Raw genomic sequence first — 15,207 nt, 5'->3', positions numbered from 1 at the left:
CATGCCGGCGATCATGTTCATCGTCGTCGACTTGCCGCAGCCCGACGGGCCGAGCAGCGCCATGAACTCGCCATCGGCAATTGCCAAATCCATGGTCTTCAGCGCGGTGAAGTCGCCGAATTTCTTGACCAGGTTTTGCAAGTGGATCGCGCTCATGCCGCTACCTCGCGTGCCCGCGCCATGCGCTTCATGGCAAACACCGCGACGATCGACAGCACGACCAAAATGGCCAGCGCGATCGCCGCCACATAGCCCCAGATCAAATCCTGCGTGGTGAGCTTGTAGATGTAGACCGAGATGGTTTCGGTGGCGACGCCGGGGCCACCTCCGGTCATGATGTAGAGCGTGTCGAAGATCTTGAAGTTCTCGATTACCCGGATCGCCAGCGCGATGATGATGATCGTCTTCATCTTCGGCAGCACGATGGTGACGAAGCGCTGCCACGGATTGGCGCCGAGCAGCGTCGCCGCCTTGATCTGGTCCTCCGGCACGCCGACCAGGCCGGCAAGCAGGATAAGGAACATCAGCGGCGTCCATTGCCAGATGTCGGCGACCATCACCGCAATCAGCGCCAGAGTCGGATCCGACAGCCAGGCGATGGTGACGGGAGATCCGGTGAGCGCCGACAAGATGTCGTTCACCGGCCCTCCCGACTGGAACAGCATGAAGAACATGTAGCCGGCCACCGCCGGCACCACCATCATCGGCATCAGCAGGATCGAATAGAAGGCGCGCTTGCCCGGGAAATCGTCGGCAAACAGCGTCGCCAGCGCTAGCCCAAGCAGGAATTCCGCCGGCACGCAGACGATCATGACAATGACCGTACGCTTCAGCGCGCTCCAGAAGCGCGCGTCGGCGGCGAGATCGGTGTAGTTGGCAAAGCTGTTCCACATCGACCAGGCGTTCCACCAGCCGGTGCCCGACAGGGGCGACCAGTCGGTGACGCTGATGTAGAGCTGCATCAACAGCGGGAAGGCCGAGATGAACAGCACCAGGATCTGCGCAGGCAGCGTCAGCCGGAAACCCAGCCTTGCGCCCTCATCGCGCGAAACCGGCTTTGCTCCGACGGCTTTCATCTCATCCTTGGACGTCATGGCAGTCACCGCGCTCATTGCTTGAGCGCCCCGAACGTCAACCCGCGCACCAGATGGCGTTGGATGGCGATGCCCATGATGACCGGCGGCACGGCCGCGATCAGGCCAAGCGCCGCCTTGGCGCCATAGAGCTGCCCGGTCATCGAGGAGGATAGCGAGGCCATGTAGACCGGGATCGTCACCCATTCGCGCGTCGTCAGAAGCAGCGCGATCAGATAGTCCGACCAGTTGAGGATGAAGACGAAGAGCGCGGCACTTGCGAGCGGCGCGCGCATCATCGGCAGCGTGATGCGGGTGAAGACGCGCAGCCGCGAACAGCCTTCGACAAGCGCTGCCTCCTCGATCTCGCGCGGCATGTCGTCGAAGAAGGTCTTCATCAGCCAGAAGGCGAACGGCAAGGTGACGATGCCGTAGATCAGCGCCAGGCCCCACCAGCTGTCGGTGAAGTTGAGGAAAGCCCACATGATCATCACCGGGATCATGACCGCCATCGGCGGAAAGATCCTGAGTTGGATCAGCGCCAGCGGCAGGTTCTGGCCGGAGCCGAAACGCGACAGCCCATAAGCCGCGGCTGTGCCCGCCGACATGGCGATCACCGTGCCGAAAACCGCCGACAGCAGCGATGCGAGGATCGGCTTCAGCGCGTTACGGTCGAGCGCGACGATCAAATTGTTGGTCGACTCGCCGAAGACGAAACGGAAATTGCTGAGCGTCGGGTTCTTCGGCCACCAGGTCAGTTCGGCGCCGGTCGCCGACCATTCGGCGATCGGCTTGAATGCCATCGACACCATCCACAGGATCGGCACCAGCGTCACCGCCATGGCCGCGAAGATCGCGGCATAGCGGAATATCAGGAAAGGAACGGAACGCTTCATCTGGCGGCTTTGCTGGTGGCGTTGTGGGCGGAGGGGAGAAGTAGGCTCCTCCCCTCCTTCGATATGATCCAGGGAGAAGGATCAGACGATTGGATCGAGAACTGTCGGCCAGGCCTCCTTGTTGGTCTTGATGGCTTCGAGCAGTTTGTCCTCGCCGGTGCGCCGGGCGATCTTTTTCCACTCTGCCTCGGTGTCGGCCATCGCCTGCTCCGATGTCTTGGCCTTGGTCAGCGCCGCCATCAGGTTCTCGTCGAGCGCATTGTGGAAGGCTGTCGCGCCGGGATAGTTGATGGTCGGCACGGTGCGGGCGACCGTCTCGCGCACGACGTCCATGTGGTAGGCATGATAGGTCTGGCGCACCAGCGGATCGGAGAAGTCCGAAAGCCGGAACGGGTCCAGATAACCGCCGGGGTTGGCACTCATCCAGGCATAGATGCGGGCCGAGCCCAGCCATTGCAGCAGGAGGTAGGCGACCTCCTGGTTCTTCGACTGCGACGAGACCATGCCGGTCAGCGAGAACCACAGCACGGAACGGCTGATCAGCTTGCCGCCGATCTCGCGGCCGGGCGGCAGCATCGAGCCGATCTTGCCGGTGACGGCTGAATCCTTGTTGCCGGCATTGTCGAGGAATTTCGGCAGGTTGGAGAAGGCGCAGGTCATCGCCGCACCACCCTTGGCGAAGTTGCCATATTGCTCCGGCCAGCCCCAGGAGATCGCATCCGGCGAATGATGCGCGAGCGAAGCAACATATTCGTTGGTGGCGGCGATGCCTTGCTCGGAATTGATCATCGGCTTGCCGTCATCGCCAAACAGGAACTGGTTGGGCGAAGCCATCGAGACATAGCGCTGGTACCAGTTCGTGTAGCCCCAGCCCTGGTTGCGCAGGTCGGTCGAGCCGAACAGGCCCTTGTCCGGTCGCTGGAAGAAGGCGGCGATGTCGCCATGCTGCTTCCAGGTCTTCGGCGGCGCCAGATCGTAGCCGTATTTGTCCTTGAAGGCCTTCTTCTCGGCTTCGTCGCCGAACAGGTCGGTGCGGTAGACCCAGGTCTGGAAGTCGCCGTCCAGCGACACGCCATAGTTCGAGCCGCGGTATTTGTTGAGCAGCGACACGCCCTTGGCGCCGTTGACATAGCCGCTGACGGGATCGTCCCATTCAGGCTTATGCTGCGCGACAAAGTCGTCGAGCTTGGCGATGCCGCCGGTTTCGGCGAGGTCGCCGAGGCGGTTCCATTCGGTCGAGTAGATGTCGTAGGCCCCACCCTTGGTGGAGATGTCCTGCATCGTCTTGGTGAATTCCTGGCCGTTCGGCAGACCGACGATTTCGATCGCGATGCCGGTTTCCTTTTCCCACAGCTCCTTGATCGACGGCGCACCGGCCGGGAACGGCTGCGTGAGCTGGCCGATCGAGCCGTCGGACAGGCCGAGCACGATCTTGGTCGGCGCCTTGCCGGCGCCCTTCAGCGCCTTCGCCGCCTCGATGGCGCGGCCTTCCGGCGTATCGGCGCCATACTGGTAGCGCTCGGCCCCTTCGAAGCCCGTCGGGCCGCCGATCATGCCTGGCGCCAGCGCGTCGGCCGCATAGGCACGGCCGGGACGAATGAATTGGGGTGCGATACCAGCAGCGGCCATCATGACGGCCGCCTTTCCTCCAGATGCCAGCAGCCGGCGCCGCGAGATGCGGATCAAGTCAGACATTGAAACTCCTCCCTCAGGGCCACGTTTCCTCCACGACCCTTATGAGGGATATTGACGACAGCATGGCAAGGCTGTCAACATCATAAATAATCAAAACACATCATAACATCGCAATAGGGCAAGGAAATGCACAAAAACGGGATCCATCCGTCAAGCCGGATGCCTCAATTTGAGGGCACCCGACCCTTCCCGGCCCTGCGCACCCCTGCCGGACCATTTGATTTAGCCCGGCGGCTTGCACATCGGCCAAGGGCGGATACATCATTTCCCATCAGAATCGCCGATGACGCGGAAGCCGTCACCAGCCGATCCGACGCATGCAGGAGATGAAAGACGGTGCGTTCCACCCTGACTGACATAGCCCGGGAGGCCGGCGTCTCGGCCGCCACCGTCGACCGCGTGCTCAACAACCGGCCCGGCGTACGGGCGCGCACGCGGGAAATCGTGCTCGAAATGGCGCAGCGCCTCGGCTACATCGCCGAAGGCCCGAACGGCACGCCGCCACGGCCCTCGCCCGGCGAGGTCATCCGGCTCGACTTCGCCCTGCCGGCCGGCACCAATTCCTTCATCAAGATGCTGCACCGCCACATCGAGGCACAGGCTCTGGCGCGGCCCGACCTCGATGTTCGTATCGCCACCATAGAGGGCTTCAATCCTGACCGGCTCGCTCGCCTGCTGCAGGATCTGCGCGGACAGACGCAAGGCGTCGGCGTCATCGCACTCGACCATCCGACGGTGCGCGAAGCGATCCGCTCCCTGTCGGCCAACGACATCAAGGTGGTGACCATCGCTTCCGACATCCTGCATGTGCCCAGGGTCGCGTATATCGGCATCGACAACCGCGCCGCCGGGCGGCTGGCCGGCTATCTGCTCAACCGCTTCATGGGATCGGGGCGTCCGGGCAAGGTGGCGCTGTTCGCCGGCTCGCTGTCCTATCGCGGCCACGAAGAACGCGAGATGGGGTTCCGCCACGTGCTGACCGAGGAATCACCCAATCTGCAGATCGTCGAGATGCGCGAAATGCTCGACGATCGCGAGAAGGCCTATTCGGAGGCATCAGCCCTGCTGGAGCGGCACCCCGACCTTGCCGCGATCTACAATGTCGGCGCCGGCAACACCGGTATCGCCCGCGCGCTCAAGGAGCGCGGCCGCGCCCAATCCATGGTCTTCCTCGGTCACGAAGTGACGGACGGCACCAAGGACCTTCTGCTCGACGGCACGCTCGACGCGGTCATCGACCAGAACCCGCGCGTCGAGGCCCGCGAAGCGCTCAACACCCTGATCCATGCGGTCCGGGGATTGCCCTATGAACTGCACCAGCCAAGGCTGCAGGTGATCTTCAAGGAGAACATCCCGGAGATTTGACGAACCAGACGAACGGGGCGGCGCGGCAAAGCGCCCGCCCCGCTCGATGCTTCTAGTCTATTGGACGGCAGCGACTTCAGCCGCGGCGCCATCGACAAAGCTCTTGTCGACCCATTTGCCATAGTCGATCGAGCCCTTCAGGAGCCCGGCGCTGGCCATGAATTTCTCCTCGCCTTGCAAGGCGGCGATCGCGTCGTCCGTGAGTTTCGGATCCTGATGGAACACCCCGTCGGCGTAGGTCTTGCGGACGGATTTTTCCGACGACTTGGTGGCCTCGACAAAGGTCTTGATCGTCTGGTCCGGATGGGCATCGGCCCAACGCGAAATCTCGATATCGACCTTCAGCAGCCGCTTGACCAGATCGGGATATTTCGCCGCGAAGGCGCCGTTGACCGAGATGACGTTGGGCACGTTCCATTCCGGATGAGTGCTGGTGTCGAACAGGACGCGCGCCTCGCCGGCGTCGACCAGCTTGGCCGCCGTCGAATCGGTCTCGACAATGGCGTCGATATCGCCGCGCAGCAACGCCGGGCCGGATGCCTCGAACGGCAGGTTCAGACCTTCGACGTCATTGATGGTCAGGCCGACGCTGTTCAGTGCCTTGCTGAAGTTCGAATGCCGCACCGTGCCGGTGAGATAGGCGACCTTCTTGCCCCTGAGATCCTGCAGCGTCTTCAACGGCGAGTCGGTCTTGACGACGATGTAGGAACCGCCGGCCTTCACATAACTCGACAGGCCGATCAGCTTGACGTCGGCGCCGGACGCAGCAACCCGCAGCGCCGGATTGTTGCCGGTATAGGTGAACTCGATCGCGCCGGTGGCCAGCGCGGTCGTCGCCTCCGAACCCCCATTGAAAGTCACCAGTTCGACCTTGATGCCGTCCTTGGCGAACTCCTTCTCCCACCAGCCGTCCTTCTGGGCGAGGATGAATTTGAGATGCCCCGGCGCGGTACTGCCGATGCGGATAATTTCAGGCTTGTCCTGCGCGAAGGCAGGCATGCCGCCAAGGCCGATGACGACGGCAATAGCGCCCTTCAGCAGCAGCCGGCGAAGGGCGTCGAATGGAATGTTGGGCATGGGAAAAATCCTTCCTGATTGGAATGAATGGGTGGCTCAGATGAGCGAGGTCTCGGACTGGCCTTTCCAGGCCGTTGCCCAGCGCTCGAACCAGACGAGCAGGTAATTGACGGTCAGGCCGATGACGGTCAGCGTCAGGATGCCGGCGTACATGTCGGCCGTTTCCATCATCAGCTGCGAGTTCTGGATGAGGAAACCGAGGCCGGATTTGGCCGCCAGCATCTCGGCGCCGATGACCGCGAACAGCGAGGATTTCACCGCCAGCCGGGCGCCGGCGACGATCGAGGGAATGCTGGCCGGCAGGATGACTTTGCGGAACAGATCGAAGTCGGACGTACCCATCGAGCGCGCCGCCTTGATCAGCAGCGGATCCACCGACTTGACGCCGCTGATCGTGTTGACGAGGAGAAAGAAAACCGAGGAGTAGAAGGTGATCGCGACCTTCGATTCCTCACCGATGCCGAGCAACAGGATGAACACCGGCAGCAGTGCGAATTGCGATGTGTTTCGCAGCGTCTGCACCAGGAGGTCGGAAACCTTCTCGAACAGCGAATAGCGCCCCATCAACAGACCGAGGGGGATGGCCACCACCACGCCGAGTGCGAAGCCGATCGCTGCGCGCTGCAGGCTGATGCCGATATGCTCGATCAGCACGCCCGAGGCGAGCAGCGCCCACCAGGCGACCAGGACCTCGCTCAGCGGCGGAAAGAAGATCCGGTTCAGCCAGCCGAGTCGGGGCGCGATCTCCCACAGCAGGAAGAACAGGCCGAGCAGCGGCACGCCATAGAGGAACGTGCCGTGGCTTGCTTTCTTGCTCCGGATCTTGGCGCTGGCCTTGATGGCCGGGACCCTGGCGGCGGCTACCGTTTCGCCAGCGCCGGCAAACAGGTGGAGCGCTCCCGCGGAGCCAAACTTCTCGGTCAGATAGGCCATTGGTCCAGCTCCTCAGTGACTGAAGGCTGGCGACAGGGTCCAGTCCTTCTGCGCCTTGTTGACCTCGTCGCGCAGCACGTCCCAGACGCGGGCGCGATATAGATTGAATTCGGCGCTGGCGCGGATGTCGCCGTCGCGCGGTCGTGGCAGGTCGATGTCGATGATCTCTTTCACCGCGCCCGGCCGTGCCGTCATCACCACGACGCGGTCGGCGAGGAAGATCGCCTCGTCGATCGAGTGGGTGACAAAAATCACCGTGGTGTTGATCTTGCCCCATATCCGCAGCAGCTCGCCTTGCAGAAGCTCGCGCGTCTGCTGGTCGAGCGCCGCGAACGGCTCGTCCATCAGCAGCACTTCCGGGTTGCTGGCCAGCGCACGCGCGATCGCCACACGCTGCTGCATGCCGCCGGACAGCTGGTTGGGAAAACGGTCCTCGAAACCGGCAAGGCCGAACAGCGCCAACAGATGGCGGGCTGTGGCGGTACGCTCGGCCTTGGCCACGCCGCGCACTTCCAGCGCATATTCGATGTTGGCGAGCGCCGTGCGCCAGGGAAACAGCGCATATTGCTGGAAGACATAGCCGGTCTTTGGATCGGGCCTGGTGATGCGCCTGCCGTCGAGCTGGACGTTGCCGCCGGTCGCCTGCGTCAGCCCGCCAATGATATCGAGCAGCACCGACTTGCCCGAGCCGCTCGGGCCGACCAGCGTGATGAACTCGCCCTTGCGGATGGAAAGATCGACGCCGTCGAGCACGGTGACGCGGTCGGTCGCCTCGCCATCCACGGTGACGAACTGCCCCGGCTTGAGCTGGAAGGTCTTGCTGATGTCGCTGACGACGATCCGGTCCATGTTCGGGCGATCCATATCTGTCTCCGATCGGTTCACTGCGCCACGCGGATGCGGTGCGTCGGGTCGAATTCCGAGCCGCCCGCCTTGCCGCGCTTCCAGCCAAGCGCGCGGGCATAGGAGCCGAACAGCTGGCGGGCGTCGGCCTGAGCTTCCGTGATGCCGGTCGGCCCTTCGGCGAACTCGGCCACATAAAGCGCGTCGGTCGGGCAATAGATCTCGCAAAGAAAGCAGGTCTGGCAGTCCTCCTGGCGAGCGATCACCGGCACGCCATTGTCGGTCGCGTCGAAGACGTTGGCCGGGCACACCTTGACGCAGATGTCGCATTCGACGCAGCGCGTGGCCGAGACGATCTCGATCATGACGCCAGCTCCGCCAGCCGCTCAGGCGCACCTGCGATGCGGAACGCATCCACACCGGTGATGACCAGCCGGTGCGCGAAGGCCGGGCTCTTGCCCGGCAGATCGGTGCGGCGGTGCATGCCGCGGCTCTCGGTGCGGTGCAGCGCGGCGGCCACGGACCAACGCCCAGCAGCGGCGATCGAAGCTGCCTCTCGGGTACGGACCCGGTCCAGCCCCTCGCCTTGCAGATGGCTGCGCACGTCGCGCCAGACACTCTCCAGCCGCTCGCCGCTTTTCTCCAGGGCCTCGCCAGTGCGGAAGAAATTCTTGTCGAGCGGCGTGACTTCGCTACGCACCGCCTCGATAACTTCGCCCGCCGAGATGTCGGCCCTCGCCGATGATGCAGGACGCAAGCCGGCCTGGCCGAGCGATTGCACTGCGCTGCGGAACGCCTTGCCGGTGCGGCGCTGGGCATGGGTCGAGGCGCCCTTGCCGGCCCACCAGCCGCTGGCCAGCGCCCAGGACGAATTGAAGGCGCCGCCGCCTGATACCGCACCGGTCATCATCTCGCGGCTGGCAGCGTCGCCGGCAACATAGAGGCCGGGCACGCCGGTGGCGCAATCGTCGGAGACGATGTCGATGCCGCCGGTGCCGCGCACCGTGCCTTCGGCGCGCAAGGTGATACGGAACAGTTCGCTGAACGGGTCGATGCCGGCGCGGTCATAGGGCACGAAGCAGTTCGGCTGACCCTGGCGCAGCCAGCCTTGCAGCGCCGGCTCGGCTTGATCGAGCCGCGCATAGACCGGGCCGTCGATCAGCGCACGCGCCACTTCCTCCTCGCGGTCGCCGATGCCGTTGCGCAACGGCTCGCCGGTCGGCCCGAGGATCGGCGAACCATCCTCGCGATGGAACGATGCCCAGCGGAACGGCAGGCCCTTGTTCAATGAGGAGCCATAGGGCGCCAGCGTGTACTTGCCGGTGAACTCCATGCCCGACAGGCTGGCGCCGGCTTCCGCCGCCATCAGATAGCCGTCGCCGGTCAGCCCGGTCGCGCCGAGGATGCGCTCGCGGAAAGCGCAGCCGCCCGTCGCCAGCACCACCGCGTTGGCGTCGACGCGCCAGTCCTGGCCGATCTGCCGGGCGACACCGGCGGCGCCAACGATGGCATCGCCGTCGGACAGAAGTTCGAGCGCCGGGTGATGGTCGAGCACGGTGACGCCGGCCAACAGCACCCGGCGGCGCATGAAGCGCATGTAGTCCGGCCCGCGCAGATTGGCGATGTAGAGCCGGCCGTCATCCTCGCTCGGAAAGGGATAGCCCCATTCGGACAGCCTGAGCAGATTGCGGTAGGCGGTATCGACGCAGCGCAGCATCCAGCGCGGGTCGGCGAGTTCGCCGGTGCGCTGCCAACGCCGCTCAACGACGGCATGCCTGTTGTCGCCCGGCGGCACGCACCAGGTGCCGGTGTTGGAGGGCGCGGTGGCGCCACTGGTGCCAAGATAACCTTTGTCGGCCAGCACCACCTTGGCGCCGCTCTCGGCCGCAGCGACAGCCGCCCAGGCCGCTGACGGACCTCCGCCCAGCACCAGCACGTCGGCCTGGAGCAGCAAGCTGTCAGAAACGGATTTTTGCGGCTTGGGCATGGATACCTGGCGAATGCGTCGAGGACGGCGCTAGGCCGCGCGGGCCGCGCTGGAAGACCAGACCGGCTCGTTGCCGGCGCTCCACTTGATGTTGCAGCCGATCGACGGCACCTGGCTGGCAGTGGGCCTGCCGCCCTCCAGCACCGTGTCGACCGCTGCCCGCAGATCGGCACCGGTCACCGGCTTGCCATTACCCGGCCGCGCATCGTCGAACTGGCCGTGATAGGCGAGCCGCCGGTCGGCATCGAACAGGAAGAAGTCGGGTGTGCAGGCGGCGCCATAGGCCTTGGCCGTCTGCTGCGACGCATCCTTGAGATAGGGGAAGGAATAGCCGAATTTTTCGGCCTCTTCGCCGATGCGGGCCAGCGTCTCCTCCGGATGCGCCTCATGGTCATTGGCGTTGATCGCCACCACTTGCAGCCCCTTGCCGGCATAATCCCTGGCGAAAACGGCAAGCTGCTCACGGATCAGCACGACGAACGGGCAGCGGTTGGAAATAAAGGCGACGAGCAAGGCCGGCTTGGCGTCGAAATCGGCGAGGCGGTGCAGCACGCCTTGCGCGTCGGGCAACAGGAAATCGGCCGCCCTGGTGCCGAGGTCGATCGGATTGGACTCTGTCTTCGGCATCGATGCGCGCTCCCTTTGTGCAGCCGGTTTTCACAGGCCAAGTGCGAGCGCCTCGAACGTTCGCAGTTAGTCTATGAATTTAGTATAATTATAGGCTGGAGAGCACATTCACGGTCAACCGAGCGGCTTAGAATATCGTGCCAATGTTTCAGGCCGAGCCGCCAAGTTTGTTCGGGCGGAAGCCGATCCGGAGAAATCCGGACGGACAGGATTTATCAAGCGCAACGGGTTCGACGACGAATTGGTACTGCCCAGCCGAAACGCCTTGCGATTTCGCGACGTCATTCCCCTTCCGGATAGAGCGCCTTCGCCAGGTCGCGGATCGCATCTGATGTGCGCGGGCCGAAGCCGATCATGTAGGCGCCGTCGAGCACCACCAGCGCCTTGTTGGCCGCCGCCGGCGTTGCCGCCAGCGCGCGGTTGCCGAACACCTGCTCGGGCGTCGGGCCACCCTTGCCGTCGCTCATCATCAGGATGACATCAGGCGCCATCTCGATCAGCTTTTCCTCTGATGCCGCCTTGTAGCCCTGCACGACATCCATCGGGTTGCGGCCGCCGGCGTAGCGGATGATGGCGTCGGCCGAGGTGCCGGCACCGGCTGCGCTCAGCTTCACAAGGCCATGAAAGAACACCACTTTCTTGCGCCGCTCCGGCGGGATTTTTGCTGTCAGATCGGCTGCCGTCTGAAAGGCGGTGAGCACCTCGGCGGAAACCACCTTGCCCTTGTCCTCGAGCCCAAGGCTGGCGGCGATCAGGGTGATCTTGCGCTCGATGCCTTGCGGGGTGTTGTCCTGCGGGACGAAGACGATCGGGATCGCCAGTGATTTCAGCACCTCGACCGCCTCCGGCGGCCCGCTGTCCTCGGCCGCCAGGATCAGATCGGGACGCAAGCTCGCCAACCCCTCGACCGAAAGCTGGCGGCGGTAGCCGACATTAGGCTTCCCGGCCACGGATGGCGGATATTTGCTGCCGCGATCGACGGCGATGATCCGCTCGCCGGCGCCGAGCGCGTGGACGATCTCGGTAACGTCGGAGCCCAGCGTCAGGATCCTCGTTGCCGGTCCCGGCGCGACGGTTCGTCCCAGCGCGTCGACAACGCCCTCGGCGGCCAGCGCCTTGAAACCGCAGGAAGGCGCCAGCACCGACAGCGCCAGAAGCAGCATCGCCGCGATCCTGCCTGGTTGCAACTAGCCGATCCTCTTGCCCTCGCCCACACTTCCGACCATGCCGCTGCTCCGTGCCAGATGCTTCTCGATGACGGTCGGCTATAAAATTAAAGTTGAATCATGTCATCATGTTTTAATATGTGACCCCTGCCCCGACCCGCCTGGTCGAGGGATTTTCAATCATGCCAGCCAAGGCTTTTCAGCCACCGCCAGCAGTTTTGCTTTTGCTTAGGGGCTGCATGACAACGACAACAAACACGACCTTGATGGCGAGCACCGCGCTCGCCTTCGTGCTCGGCCTATGCGCTGTGCCCTTTGCCAGCGCGCAGGAACAGGACCAGGAGAAAAAGGCCGCCGCCAAGGCCGGCCGCCTGGCGCCGGCCAATCCCGCACAGAACCAGCCGGCGACGATGCTCGACGTGATCACCATCTCGGCAACGATGATCAAGACGGCGGTGATCGAATCGATGGCCGCCATCAGCGCCATCGATCAGGACGAACTCGACCGTATCCAGCCCGACACCGCCGCCGACATCTTTCGCACCACGCCCGGCGTCGCTGCCTCGATGAATGGCGACGACCCGGCGACCGCCATCAACATTCGCGGTTTGGAACAATATGGCCGCGTCGTCGTGACGCTCGACGGCGCCCGCCAGGACTATTGGCGCGTCGGTCATGGTTCTGGCTCGTTCTATGTCGAACCTGACCTCATCAAGGAAGCCACCGTCATTCGCGGCCCGGTTTCGAACGCCTATGGTTCGGGCGGCATCGGCGGGGGCGTCTCCTTCGAGACCAAGGATGCCGGTGATTTCCTCAAGAAGGATGAACGCTGGGCGCTGAGCGAGAAGCTCGGCTACGAGGACAATGGCGACGGCTTCACCACCAGCACCACCGGCGCCTACCGTTTCAGCGACGATGCCGACATCATCGGCAACCTCATCTATCGCGACCGCGACAGCTACACCGACGGCAATGGCGAGACCGTGCCATGGACCGGCGAGCGGGTGACCAGCGGCTATCTGAAGACGACTCTGCGGCCGGCCGATGACCACGAGCTGAAGCTCGGCGCCATCCTGCAGCGCTACAACGACCAGATCACCGGATCGAGCGGCTCGACCTCGCCGACACTGAGCCGCTACGACACCAACACCACCAACCAGACCTACACCGCCGCCTATACCTGGAAGCCCGACGACAACGCGCTGATCGACTTCAGCGCCAATGCCTATCACAACCGCACCCGCGCCGAGCAGACGCAGGTCGCGCCCGCCTCAGGGATCGGCAATTTCCGTTTCTATGATGTCGCCACCTCGGGCTTCAACGTGAAGAACTCCTCGCGCTTCGACGCCTGGGGGCTAGCCCACACGCTGACCTACGGACTCGATTACTACTATCTCGAGGCCTCCTCGGAAGCGGCGCATTTCGGCGCCGGCGAACAGCAGGGCTATGGCGGCTTCCTGCAGTGGCAGGGCGATTACGAGGACTGGCTGCAGGTGATCACGGCCCTGCGCTACGATGGCTATACGCTGGATGGCGAGACCAAAACCGTGCCGCCGCAGGAAGCCTCGATCTCCGGCGACCGCTGGTCGCCGCGTGTCACTGTCGGCGTCACGCCCTTCGAAGGTTTTCAGCTCTACGGCACCTATTCCGAGGGCTACCGGGCACCGGGCCTGCAGGATGTCTTCCGTGGTGGCGGCGCGCATGGCTCAGACGACACCTATGTGCCCAACCTGCTGCTCCAGCCCGAGACGGCGAAGAGCTGGGAAGCCGGCATCAACGTGAAGTATGACGAGGTGCTGACCGAGGGCGACCGCCTGCGCGCCAAGGTCAACGTCTTCCACACCGACGTCGAGGACTATATCGAAACCGACCTGACCGTGCCAACGGCCGTCCGGCCGCGCACGGCGGCCAACATTGGTGACGCGCGACTGAAAGGCATTGAGGCGGAGATCGTCTACGACTACGTCTGGGGTTTCGTGAACCTCTCCGGCGCGCTCATCGACGCCAAGGTGGTCAGCGGGGTTTATTCCGGCCAGGCATTGAACAACACGCCGCTCGACCGCTTCTCGGCCACGATCGGCTTCCGCATGCTGGAAGACCAGCTCACCATCGGCGCGCAATATCTCAGCATCGGCGAGATCACCCGCACCCGCCGCACCAGTCTGAACAACCCAATCGTCGTCGACGACGCCTTCGACCTGGTCAACGTCTTCGCCAACTGGCGCGTCAATGACAACCTCAAGCTCGATTTCGGCGTCGATAACGTCTTCAACACCGCCTATACCGACCCGCAAAGCGCATGGTCGACCTCGGCGGCAACGGAACAGGGCAAGGGCCGCACCTTCAAGGTGGCCCTCACCGGCAGGATCGGAGGCTGACAATGAGCCAAGCATCGGTGCGTGAATTGGCCTGTGAGGCACAGCTCAACCTGCGACATCTGCCTGATTACATGGACAGCATCAGCGACAGACTGCAGAGCTTCGAGGCCGATGCCTCGCATGAGGGAAAGCGCATCGATTTCCGCTTTGCCTTCGGCGGGGCCTCTTTCGACATGGAACGGCTGGTGATGCGGGCCAATGCCGCCGACCGCGACGGGCTCGCCCGTATCAAGGACCTGCTGGCCACAGCCGTACAGGTCTACGCCAAGGAGGAAAACCCCGAGATCGTCTGGACCGGCGATCTCTCAGGCGAAACCAGCCTCGCCCAGTTCCGCGAGATGGTGGTGACGGATATTCGCGACCTCACCCCGCACATGCGCCGCATCCGGCTGGCCGGCGAGAATCTCTCGCGTTTCACCAAATTCGGCGGCATGCACATCCGCATGCTGTTTCCGACCAGGGAGGTGCCCGATCCGCTGTGGCCAGTGCTGGGCGGCAATGGCCTGCCGGCTTGGCCCGCCGACGACCGGCGCCCGGTGGCGCGCGTCTACACCATCCGCACGCTCGACGTGGAAACGGGCCTCATCGACGTCGACTTCCTGATCCATCCGGGTGACAGCGTCGGCTCCGCCTGGGCCATGCAGGCAGCGCCCGGCATGAAGGTTGGCATCATGGGGCCGGTCGGCCGTCCGGTGCGGCAGGCAGAATGGTATGTCTTGGGCGCCGACGAAACCGGCTTGCCGGCGCTGGCGCGGCTGCTGGAGACATACCGGCCGAGACAAAGGGCGTCGCCTTTGTCGAGATCGCCAATGATGGCGAAAGGCAAGCGATCAACAATGCCACCCGCATCGAGTTGCATTGGCTGACAAGGAACGGCGTGCCGGCGGGCGAGGACAGACGGCTGGCCGAGGCTGTCCGCTCGGTAGCGTGGCCGCAGGACGGTTCGGTCTTCGGCTGGTTTGCGGCGGAAGCCGCTGCCGCCAAGATCGTGCGCGAATACTGGCGCGACACGCTGGGACTTGGTCGCGATCAGACGCTGGCGGCTGCCTATTGGCGGCGTGGCTCTGCCGGATTGATGGCTGGTTGAGGTCTGAAGCGCGGTTGATGGCAGCGTGAAGTGAGAGGCGTCGGCGGTGCCCCTCATCTGCCTGCCGGCATCTTCTCCCC

Annotated in this window: 15 protein-coding genes; 4 read left to right on the top strand and 11 right to left on the bottom strand. The window is 64.0% G+C overall.

Annotated features, from left to right (window positions below; all coding sequences use genetic code 11):
• The 4 genes from EOB59_RS36830 to EOB59_RS29015 all read right to left on the bottom strand — a co-directional run.
• On the bottom strand, positions 1 to 156 hold a 156-nt coding region (locus tag EOB59_RS36830), incomplete at its 3' end, for an ATP-binding cassette domain-containing protein (protein ID WP_245486806.1).
• A complete protein-coding gene (locus EOB59_RS29025; RefSeq protein WP_127331046.1) occupies positions 153 to 1,112 on the bottom strand; it encodes a sugar ABC transporter permease in 960 nt (319 codons plus the stop codon). The genes EOB59_RS36830 and EOB59_RS29025, both read right to left, overlap by 4 nt.
• Positions 1,109 to 1,969, bottom strand: a complete 861-nt coding sequence (locus tag EOB59_RS29020) for a carbohydrate ABC transporter permease (RefSeq protein ID WP_127269508.1) — start codon at positions 1,967 to 1,969, stop codon at positions 1,109 to 1,111. The genes EOB59_RS29025 and EOB59_RS29020 overlap by 4 nt, the downstream gene beginning before the upstream one ends.
• Positions 1,970 to 2,050: 81 nt before the next feature.
• Positions 2,051 to 3,664, bottom strand: coding sequence for an extracellular solute-binding protein (locus EOB59_RS29015; protein ID WP_127331050.1), 1,614 nt, complete (start codon positions 3,662 to 3,664; stop codon positions 2,051 to 2,053).
• 336 nt (positions 3,665 to 4,000) lie between these two features.
• On the opposite strand from EOB59_RS29015, the gene EOB59_RS29010 reads away from it, so the two are divergent.
• The gene (locus EOB59_RS29010) at positions 4,001 to 5,029 is read left to right on the top strand and encodes a LacI family DNA-binding transcriptional regulator (RefSeq protein WP_127396597.1); all 1,029 of its coding nucleotides are present in this window, start codon (positions 4,001 to 4,003) and stop codon (positions 5,027 to 5,029) included.
• Between the two features lie 57 nt (positions 5,030 to 5,086).
• Here the strand turns inward: EOB59_RS29010 and EOB59_RS29005 are convergent, their stop codons facing one another.
• The 7 genes from EOB59_RS29005 to EOB59_RS28975 form a co-directional block, all read right to left on the bottom strand.
• Complete coding sequence (locus EOB59_RS29005; RefSeq protein ID WP_128289801.1) at positions 5,087 to 6,106, bottom strand: aliphatic sulfonate ABC transporter substrate-binding protein; 1,020 nt, start codon at positions 6,104 to 6,106, stop codon at positions 5,087 to 5,089.
• Between the two features lie 36 nt (positions 6,107 to 6,142).
• Entirely contained in the window at positions 6,143 to 7,039 is an 897-nt protein-coding gene (locus EOB59_RS29000) for an ABC transporter permease (RefSeq protein WP_127270901.1), read from the bottom strand.
• A gap of 12 nt (positions 7,040 to 7,051) precedes the next feature.
• Positions 7,052 to 7,888: an ABC transporter ATP-binding protein gene (locus EOB59_RS28995; RefSeq protein WP_127270530.1), complete on the bottom strand. Its 837-nt coding sequence runs from the start codon at positions 7,886 to 7,888 to the stop codon at positions 7,052 to 7,054.
• A gap of 32 nt (positions 7,889 to 7,920) precedes the next feature.
• Complete coding sequence (locus EOB59_RS28990; RefSeq protein ID WP_127255510.1) at positions 7,921 to 8,247, bottom strand: ferredoxin family protein; 327 nt, start codon at positions 8,245 to 8,247, stop codon at positions 7,921 to 7,923.
• The gene (locus EOB59_RS28985) at positions 8,244 to 9,869 is read right to left on the bottom strand and encodes an FAD-binding protein (protein ID WP_128289800.1); all 1,626 of its coding nucleotides are present in this window, start codon (positions 9,867 to 9,869) and stop codon (positions 8,244 to 8,246) included. The genes EOB59_RS28990 and EOB59_RS28985 overlap by 4 nt, the downstream gene beginning before the upstream one ends.
• A 30-nt stretch (positions 9,870 to 9,899) precedes the next feature.
• Positions 9,900 to 10,496: a thioredoxin family protein gene (locus tag EOB59_RS28980; protein ID WP_127809910.1), complete on the bottom strand. Its 597-nt coding sequence runs from the start codon at positions 10,494 to 10,496 to the stop codon at positions 9,900 to 9,902.
• Between the two features lie 281 nt (positions 10,497 to 10,777).
• Positions 10,778 to 11,659 (bottom strand): ABC transporter substrate-binding protein, encoded by an 882-nt coding sequence (locus EOB59_RS28975; protein WP_245486803.1) that lies wholly within the window; start codon positions 11,657 to 11,659, stop codon positions 10,778 to 10,780.
• A 242-nt stretch (positions 11,660 to 11,901) separates the two neighbouring features.
• Here EOB59_RS28975 and EOB59_RS28970 point away from each other — a divergent pair, with 242 nt between their 5' ends.
• From EOB59_RS28970 to EOB59_RS36825, 3 genes are read left to right on the top strand one after another with little or no spacing between them, the layout of a single operon-like run.
• Positions 11,902 to 14,040: a TonB-dependent hemoglobin/transferrin/lactoferrin family receptor gene (locus EOB59_RS28970; protein ID WP_128289799.1), complete on the top strand. Its 2,139-nt coding sequence runs from the start codon at positions 11,902 to 11,904 to the stop codon at positions 14,038 to 14,040.
• 2 nt (positions 14,041 to 14,042) lie between these two features.
• Positions 14,043 to 14,906, top strand: coding sequence for a siderophore-interacting protein (locus EOB59_RS28965; RefSeq protein ID WP_245486802.1), 864 nt, complete (start codon positions 14,043 to 14,045; stop codon positions 14,904 to 14,906).
• Complete coding sequence (locus tag EOB59_RS36825) at positions 14,807 to 15,127, top strand: SIP domain-containing protein (protein ID WP_245486805.1); 321 nt, start codon at positions 14,807 to 14,809, stop codon at positions 15,125 to 15,127. Before EOB59_RS28965 ends, EOB59_RS36825 begins: the two co-directional genes overlap by 100 nt.
• Positions 15,128 to 15,207: the final 80 nt, after the last annotated feature.

It is taken from the genome of Mesorhizobium sp. M7A.F.Ca.MR.176.00.0.0 (genome assembly GCF_004023165.1).
Taxonomy (GTDB): Bacteria; Pseudomonadota; Alphaproteobacteria; order Rhizobiales; family Rhizobiaceae; genus Mesorhizobium.
This window is presented reverse-complemented; position numbering and strand designations above follow the sequence as displayed.